The following is a 6,534-nucleotide window of genomic DNA, read 5'->3' as shown; positions in this document are numbered from 1 at the left end:
TAGGCGCCATCGGCTTCTGTGACAACGGTCAGCCCCAGCGGAACCTGCGCCACAGCGCTACCGAGATCCAACAGCGTCGCCTCGACACCCGCGAGATCGAAGCCCTGCGCGCTCCTGCGCACCCCGAAGCCGAGTCGGACCAGCTGCTCCAACCCGTCCCGGCCGCCGACCCGATCCGGATTCGCCTCGCGCACAACGCGATCGATCCCGACATCCTGATGCGCGAAAGCACCGACACAGGTGTCGCGAATGGTTTCGGTGAAGCGAGCGAAGGTGTCCTCGACGCCGATGGTGGCGCGCAGCAGCAGCGTATTGCCGAAATAGCCGATCAACGATTCGGCGGCGGCATCGCGGCGCACGGTCACCGGGACCGATACCAGGAAATCCGACGCCGCGGTGTAGCGATGGATCACCGCGTCATAGGCGGCCAGCCACACCATGAACGGCGTGGCGCCGTGCGCACGCGCGAAGGTCTCCACCCGACCGACGAGCTCCGCGGGCACCGGCAAGGTGCACCGATCGGACTGCTTGGCCGCGACCGTGGCGACCGTGGCCGGACCGGGCAGTTCCAGGGACTCCGGCAGCGGGCGCAGGGTTGCGCGCCAGTAGTCGATATCGGCGCTGTCATCGTCGGCGGTGATATCGCCGAATACCGCGACGTCGACGAACTGCGCACGATCGGTCTGGACGGACTCGGCGCGGTAGGCGGCATTGAGCTCGGTGAAGAAGACGGCCCACGAGTCGTCATCCCAGCTGATGTGATGTGCGACCAACAGCAGGGCGAATTCATCGGCATCGGTACGAACCAGGCGGACGCGCAACGGCGACTCGGTCGCGAGATCGAACGGTCGCCCGAATTCCCTGCGCGCCAGCACCTCCAGCCTGCGCGACCGGCCGGACTCAGGCAGGTCGGTCAGATCGTGTGCCTGCCAGGACAGTTCGAGGTCGGTACGGACGATCTGGTACGGCTCGCCGTTCTCGTCGAGCCCGTAGGTGGTGCGCAGAATGTCGTGGCCGTTCACGACGGCCGCGATCGCATCGCGCAGCCGCACCTCGTCGAGCGCACCCGTCAGCCGATAGGCCACACAGATGTTGAGGGTGGTGTCCTCCGGATCGCGGGTCTGCAGAAACCACATGCGCCGCTGTCCGGCCGAAAGCGGATGACGCTCACCGGGTTTCGATCTTCGAATCGGTGCATTCTCGGAAGCCGGTGCGGTCAGACCACTTTCGGCCAAACGCTGGCGCAGCAGCGCCTTCCGGCGGTCCAGCACGCTGGCCAGCTCGTTGTTCGACATCAGAATCCCTCGCCTAGACGTTGCTGTCGGCCATCAGGCGCACGACGTCGTCCAACGACGCGCCGCCCAGAATGGCCGCCACCGGAAGATCGCGGTTCAGTTCGGCCTGCACCCGCTTGCGGAAGTCCAACGCCTGCAGCGAATCCAGACCGAGTGCGACCAGCGGCACCGAGCTGTCGATGACGTCGAGCCCGTCGGCGCCCATCACCTTGCCCAGTTCGATGCGCACCTGGTCGGACAGTGAGCCGGCGGTCGGCACGACCGCCTCCGGCACGACCACGACGGCGGGAGCGACAACGGTGGGCTCGACCTGCGGCGGGGCCGGTTCCACTCGCGCGAGCACATCGGCGAGCAGCGGACCCCAGCCGACCGCCGAGATGATGTCGTTCAACTGGGACCAATCGCCGGCCATCACAATGCGATTGCCGGGCCGTCCGATTTCGGCGTGCTCGGTGAAGCCGACGGCGAGTGCGTCGAGCGGGTCCATGGACTGGCCGCCCGCGGCCGCGATCCGATCCACGCCGACCGCGTGCAGTGGCCCTTCGAGATCCCAGATACCCCATTGCATCGCAACGGCATTCGTGCCCGCCGCACGCAGGCGCATGGCCAACACATCGAGCATGCGGTTGACGGTGGCGTAGAGGATCTGCCCGCGACCGCCGAAGGTTGCCGCCGCGGACGAGCAGATGACGATCCGCGCTCCCGCGGCCAGTGGCAGCAGCCGCAGCAGATGGTCGGTACCGATGATCTTCGATGCCGCCATCTCGAACAGCTTCTCGGCGGTCACATCGGCCAGCTCGGCGCGCACATAGTTCACCGCGGCGTGCACCAGCATGGTCGCCGGTGTGCCGGCCAGTTCGGTGGCGAGCTCACGCACACTGGGTTCGTCGCTGACATCGCACGCGACAACCGCGACCTCTGCGGCGCCGATCTGTCGGACGACCCGCAAACGGCCCGCGACGGAATCGGTTTCGCCGGATCGGCTGAGCAGCGTGATCCGCCGCGCACCACGACCGGCGAAGTACTCGGCGAACTTCAGCCCGAGTGTGCCGGTCCCGCCGACGATGACGACGTGCTCGAGCTCCGCATCATCCGAGGCTCCGGCAGCCGGTTCGAGTTCTACCTCGAGCCGCTTGGCATAAAGCCCACTCACGCGCAGCGCCAGCTGCGGTTCGTCCTTGGCATGCAGTGCGCGCACGATCTTGGCGGCCTGCGCCGCATCGGCGGCGTCGAGGTCGAGGTGCCGGAAGGCGGTGCCGATATTTTCCAGGCCGATGCAGCGGAATCCGGCGGAGACCGCGCCGTGGAACAGATGTGGTGCCGGATCGTCGGCGACCGCGGCTTCACCGCCGACGGTCACCAGCCAGCAGTCGGCGACCGTGGCGTCGAGCGCGGGCAGCCAGCGCGCGTCATAGAACCGTGCCAGTTCCGCGACCGCGGCGGGTCCGTCCAGCTCCGGCAACTGCGGCAGCAGCACGACGATCGAGTCGTAGTCAGCGGTATCGGCGGGCTGGTCGGGATCGTAAACGGTCGCGCCACCACCGTGATTGTGGGCCGCGGTGCACAGCGCCGCCGCGAGTTCGGCGCACTGTCCGGTGTGGTCGACGACGAGCATTGTGCGCGGAGCAACCAGCGAGCGACGCTCGAGCCGCACCCAGCGTTCCGCCAGCCGGGTCGCGGTGTGCTCGGGGGCCACCGGCGCGGAGGTTTCGGTCCGGTAGGAAGCCCACAGTCGCTGCGGATTCAACACGGTGTTGGGGAAGTCGGGCAGCGGGAAACGCACTGTGTCCGAATCGGATTCGGCCCGCAGCGCATCCCATCGATAATTGAGATCGTGCACCGCGACGGTCGCCAGATTGCGGGTGAACTCGCCGAGTCCCGCCGCAGTGCGCAGCGAGGTGCCGATCACCCGGAATTCCCGCTGCGGCCGGGCCGGGTCCGGACGCACCGTGCTCAGGTTCTCCTGAATGGCCAACTGCAGCATGGGATGTTCCGACATCTCGACGAAGGTGTCGACGTCGGCGGTGGCAGCCGTGATCGCCCGATCGAACCGGACCCGGTTGCGCAGATTCCAATACCAGTACTGATCGTGCCGCAGGTCGGGCGTGATTGTGGTGCCGAGTGTCGCTCCATAGCAAGGGATTTCGGTCGCGATGAAGTTCGGCCCGCTCATTTCGTCGCCGAGCGCCGCTTCCAGCCCCTCCCGGTACTCGCTGACCACGGAGGTGTGCGCCGGATACGCGACGCGGATCTCCCTGGCGAACTGACCACGCGCGGTCGCGGTCGCCACCATATCGACGATGGTCTCGCGGTCACCGGAAATGGCCAGGATATGCGCCGAATTGACCACCGAGAGCTCGGCCCAGCCGGAGTGCCTGGCCAGCAGCGCCTCACACTGGTCGCGGTCCATGCCGAGTACCGCCATCGAATAGCCGCGCGGTGAAAGCTGATCAACGGCCAGCGCCCGATGCGTTACCGCGAGAACCGAATCCCGCAGCGTCATTACTCCCGAGACCGCACCTGCGGCCAGCTCGCCCTGACTGTGCCCGATGGTCGCGGCGGGCTCGACACCGGCCGCGCGCCACATGGCGGCGAAGGCGTACATCTGGAACATCAACGCAGGTTGGAGCACCCGCACGTGGTCCTCGAACTGTCCCTCGTTGCCGAGCAGATAGTGCAGCGGCTCGCGGTGGCCGAAGCGCTCCTCGAAGATCGCAGTGCAGTCATCGACCGCGCGACGGAAGGTCGGGGAGATCTCGTAGAAGAGTCTGCCCATGCCCGGCCGCTGACTGCCCTGTCCGGGGAAGACGAATCCGATACCGCGTGCGGTGGCGACGCCATTCGTCACCACGACCGCGGGATGCTCGGCACCCGCGACGATCGCTCGTAACGCATCGAGCAAGCCGTCGTGGTTGTCGACCATCGCCAGTGCCCGACGGCGACGCGCCATCCGGGTGCGGAACAGCATGTCCGCCACGCGATCCGGGGTTACGCCGGGATGCCGCTCCAGATAGCCCAGGATGGCGGCCGCCTCGCCGCGCAGCCCGTCGGCCGTATCGGAGGACAGCAGTACCGGGATGGTGCCGTCCGGTAGTCGGTAATCAGGCATCGATATCCTCCAGCACGGGCATGGCCAAGATCGCGTGCGCATTGGTGCCGGCGACGCCGAACGAGGAGACGGCGCCGTAGCGGACGCCGTCGATCGGGTCCCAGGGTTCGAGTTTCGTGGCCAGCCGCAGGCTGGTGGCATCCCAATCCACCTCGGTGGTCGGGTTGTCCGCGTAGAGGCTCGGCGCGATCTGGCCGTTCGCGCCGCTCAGCAGCACCTTGATCAGGCCGAGCGCCCCCGAGGCGGCCTGCGCGTGGCCCATATTCGACTTCACCGAGCCGAGTCGCGGACCGTCGGTGCCACGGTCGACGCCGCCATAGGACTGCGCGAGGGCGGTGAGCTCGAGTGGATCGCCGACCGGTGTTCCGGTGCCGTGTCCCTCGATCAGGCCGATGTCGTCGGGTCGAATTCCAGCCGCCGCCAAGGTCTTCTCGATCAGTCGCCGCTGTGCCGTTGCGCTGGGTACCGCGAGCGGTGCGCCCTTGCCGTTGTGATTGACCCGGGTGGCGAGCACGCGGGCGTAGATCCGATGGCCGAGTTCGCGTGCGCGCGATTCGTGTTCGACGACGACCACACCGGCGCCCTCACCCCACAGCGTGCCGGTCGCGTCGGCGGCATAGGAGCGACAGTGTCCGTCGACGGCGAGTGCGTTGTTCTTGGAGAACTCGAAAAACGCCGCGGGCGAGCCCATGACACAGACCCCACCGGCCAGCGCCCAATCGCATTCACCGGCACGCACGGCGTTGGCAGCCAGGTGCAACGCGGTCAGCGACGATGCGCACGCGGTATCGGTGGTCAGCGACGGCCCGATCAGTCCGAGACTGTGCGAAATCCGACCTGCCACCGCGCCGAGAGCGGTCCCGGTGGCCCGGTATCCGGAGTACTCGGTGACCACACCGGACTGCGGGCCGTATTCATTGATGGACGCACCCATGAAGCAGCCGACCTCGGCGCCGTCCAGCGCGCCCGGATTGATGCCCGCATTCTCCAACGCCCGCCAGGCCACCCGCAGCGCGACCCGCTGCTGCGGATCCATCGAAATGGCCTCACGCGGGGTGATACCGAAGAACATCGGATCGAATTCGGTTGCCCCCGACAGAAACCCACCGGCATCGGCGACCCGGCTCCAGCCTTCGGTGCGGTGCAGCGCAAGCAACTCCTCGATCGGCCACTCCCGATTGCGCGGGAACGGTCCGATGAGTTCGCGCGCTTCGGCCAGCGCCGACCAGAAGTCGGGCAGCGTCTCGATACCGCCCGGTGCCTCGACGGCCATACCGGAGATGACGATCGGATCCATTTCGGTACTCATCCGACGCGATCCAGTTCGGGTGCGAGCAGTTCCGCGATACCGGCGGCATTGTCGTTCAGATAGAAGTGCCCGCCGTCGAAGATGGTGACGTCGATTTCCTGTGCGCTGTGATTGGACCAGCCGTACAGCTCACGCGGCGTGATGAAGGTGTCCTCGGCACCGCCGAGCACGTGAATCTTGGCCTGCACCTGGACATCCACCGGGCAGGTATAGGAATCGAAGGCCCGGTAGTCGGCCTTCACCACCGGCAGCGCCATCCGCATGAGCTCGCGGCTGCCGAGTACATCGGCACCGGTGCCCTCCAGCGCGCCGAGGTGGTCGAGGATCTGCTCGTCCTCGGTCGGATGCGGCGGCAGGTCGACCGCCCGGCCAGGTGAGACCGCGGCGGACGGCGCGAGCAGTCGCACCTCTAGTCCGGCCGCTTCGGCATTGCGCACCAGTTCGAAGGCCACCATCGCGCCCATGCTGTGGCCGAAGACCGTCAGCGGCAGGCCGCGATTGTGTTCGGAGGTACGGAATTCCGCGAACGCACCGGCGGCGAGTTCGGGCAGCGTGGCGAGTGCCGCCTCGCGGGCCCGGTCCTGGCGACCCGGGTACTGGAAGATCAGCACATCGAAGTGTTCGCTGAGCACCTTCGAGAACGCGCGATAGGTGGACGCACCACTGCCCGCGTGCGGGCAGATCAACAATGGCGGGCGTGCTGTGCCGTTTCGAGCGACCTGCGAGCAGTCGCTAGCGGCGGAGCGGGGCTTATGGAATTGCCGGATCCATCCGAGATTTGCTGGCATTTCTTGACTCCTGCGCTTCCGCCGGACGTCCCG

At 67.2% G+C, this 6,534-nt stretch carries 4 protein-coding genes; all 4 read right to left on the bottom strand.

All coding sequences use genetic code 11. From position 1 onward, the window contains the following. On the bottom strand, positions 1 to 1,295 hold a 1,295-nt coding region (locus tag ON44_RS04790; RefSeq protein ID WP_040686568.1), incomplete at its 3' end, for a condensation domain-containing protein. A gap of 13 nt (positions 1,296 to 1,308) precedes the next feature. Next, a complete protein-coding gene (nbtC, locus tag ON44_RS04785; RefSeq protein WP_051181528.1) occupies positions 1,309 to 4,404 on the bottom strand; it encodes a nocobactin polyketide synthase NbtC in 3,096 nt (1,031 codons plus the stop codon). After that, positions 4,397 to 5,713 (bottom strand): beta-ketoacyl [acyl carrier protein] synthase domain-containing protein, encoded by a 1,317-nt coding sequence (locus ON44_RS04780; RefSeq protein WP_040686567.1) that lies wholly within the window; start codon positions 5,711 to 5,713, stop codon positions 4,397 to 4,399. The genes nbtC and ON44_RS04780 overlap by 8 nt, the downstream gene beginning before the upstream one ends. Continuing rightward, positions 5,710 to 6,501, bottom strand: coding sequence for a thioesterase II family protein (locus ON44_RS04775; protein ID WP_040686566.1), 792 nt, complete (start codon positions 6,499 to 6,501; stop codon positions 5,710 to 5,712). Before ON44_RS04775 ends, ON44_RS04780 begins: the two co-directional genes overlap by 4 nt. Positions 6,502 to 6,534 lie beyond the last annotated feature (33 nt).

Origin of the sequence: Nocardia vinacea NBRC 16497 (assembly GCF_000308835.1) — a bacterium.
Taxonomy (GTDB): Bacteria; Actinomycetota; Actinomycetes; order Mycobacteriales; family Mycobacteriaceae; genus Nocardia; species Nocardia vinacea.
The sequence above is the reverse complement of the archived record's forward strand: the minus strand, read 5'-3'. Positions and strand labels throughout refer to the sequence as shown.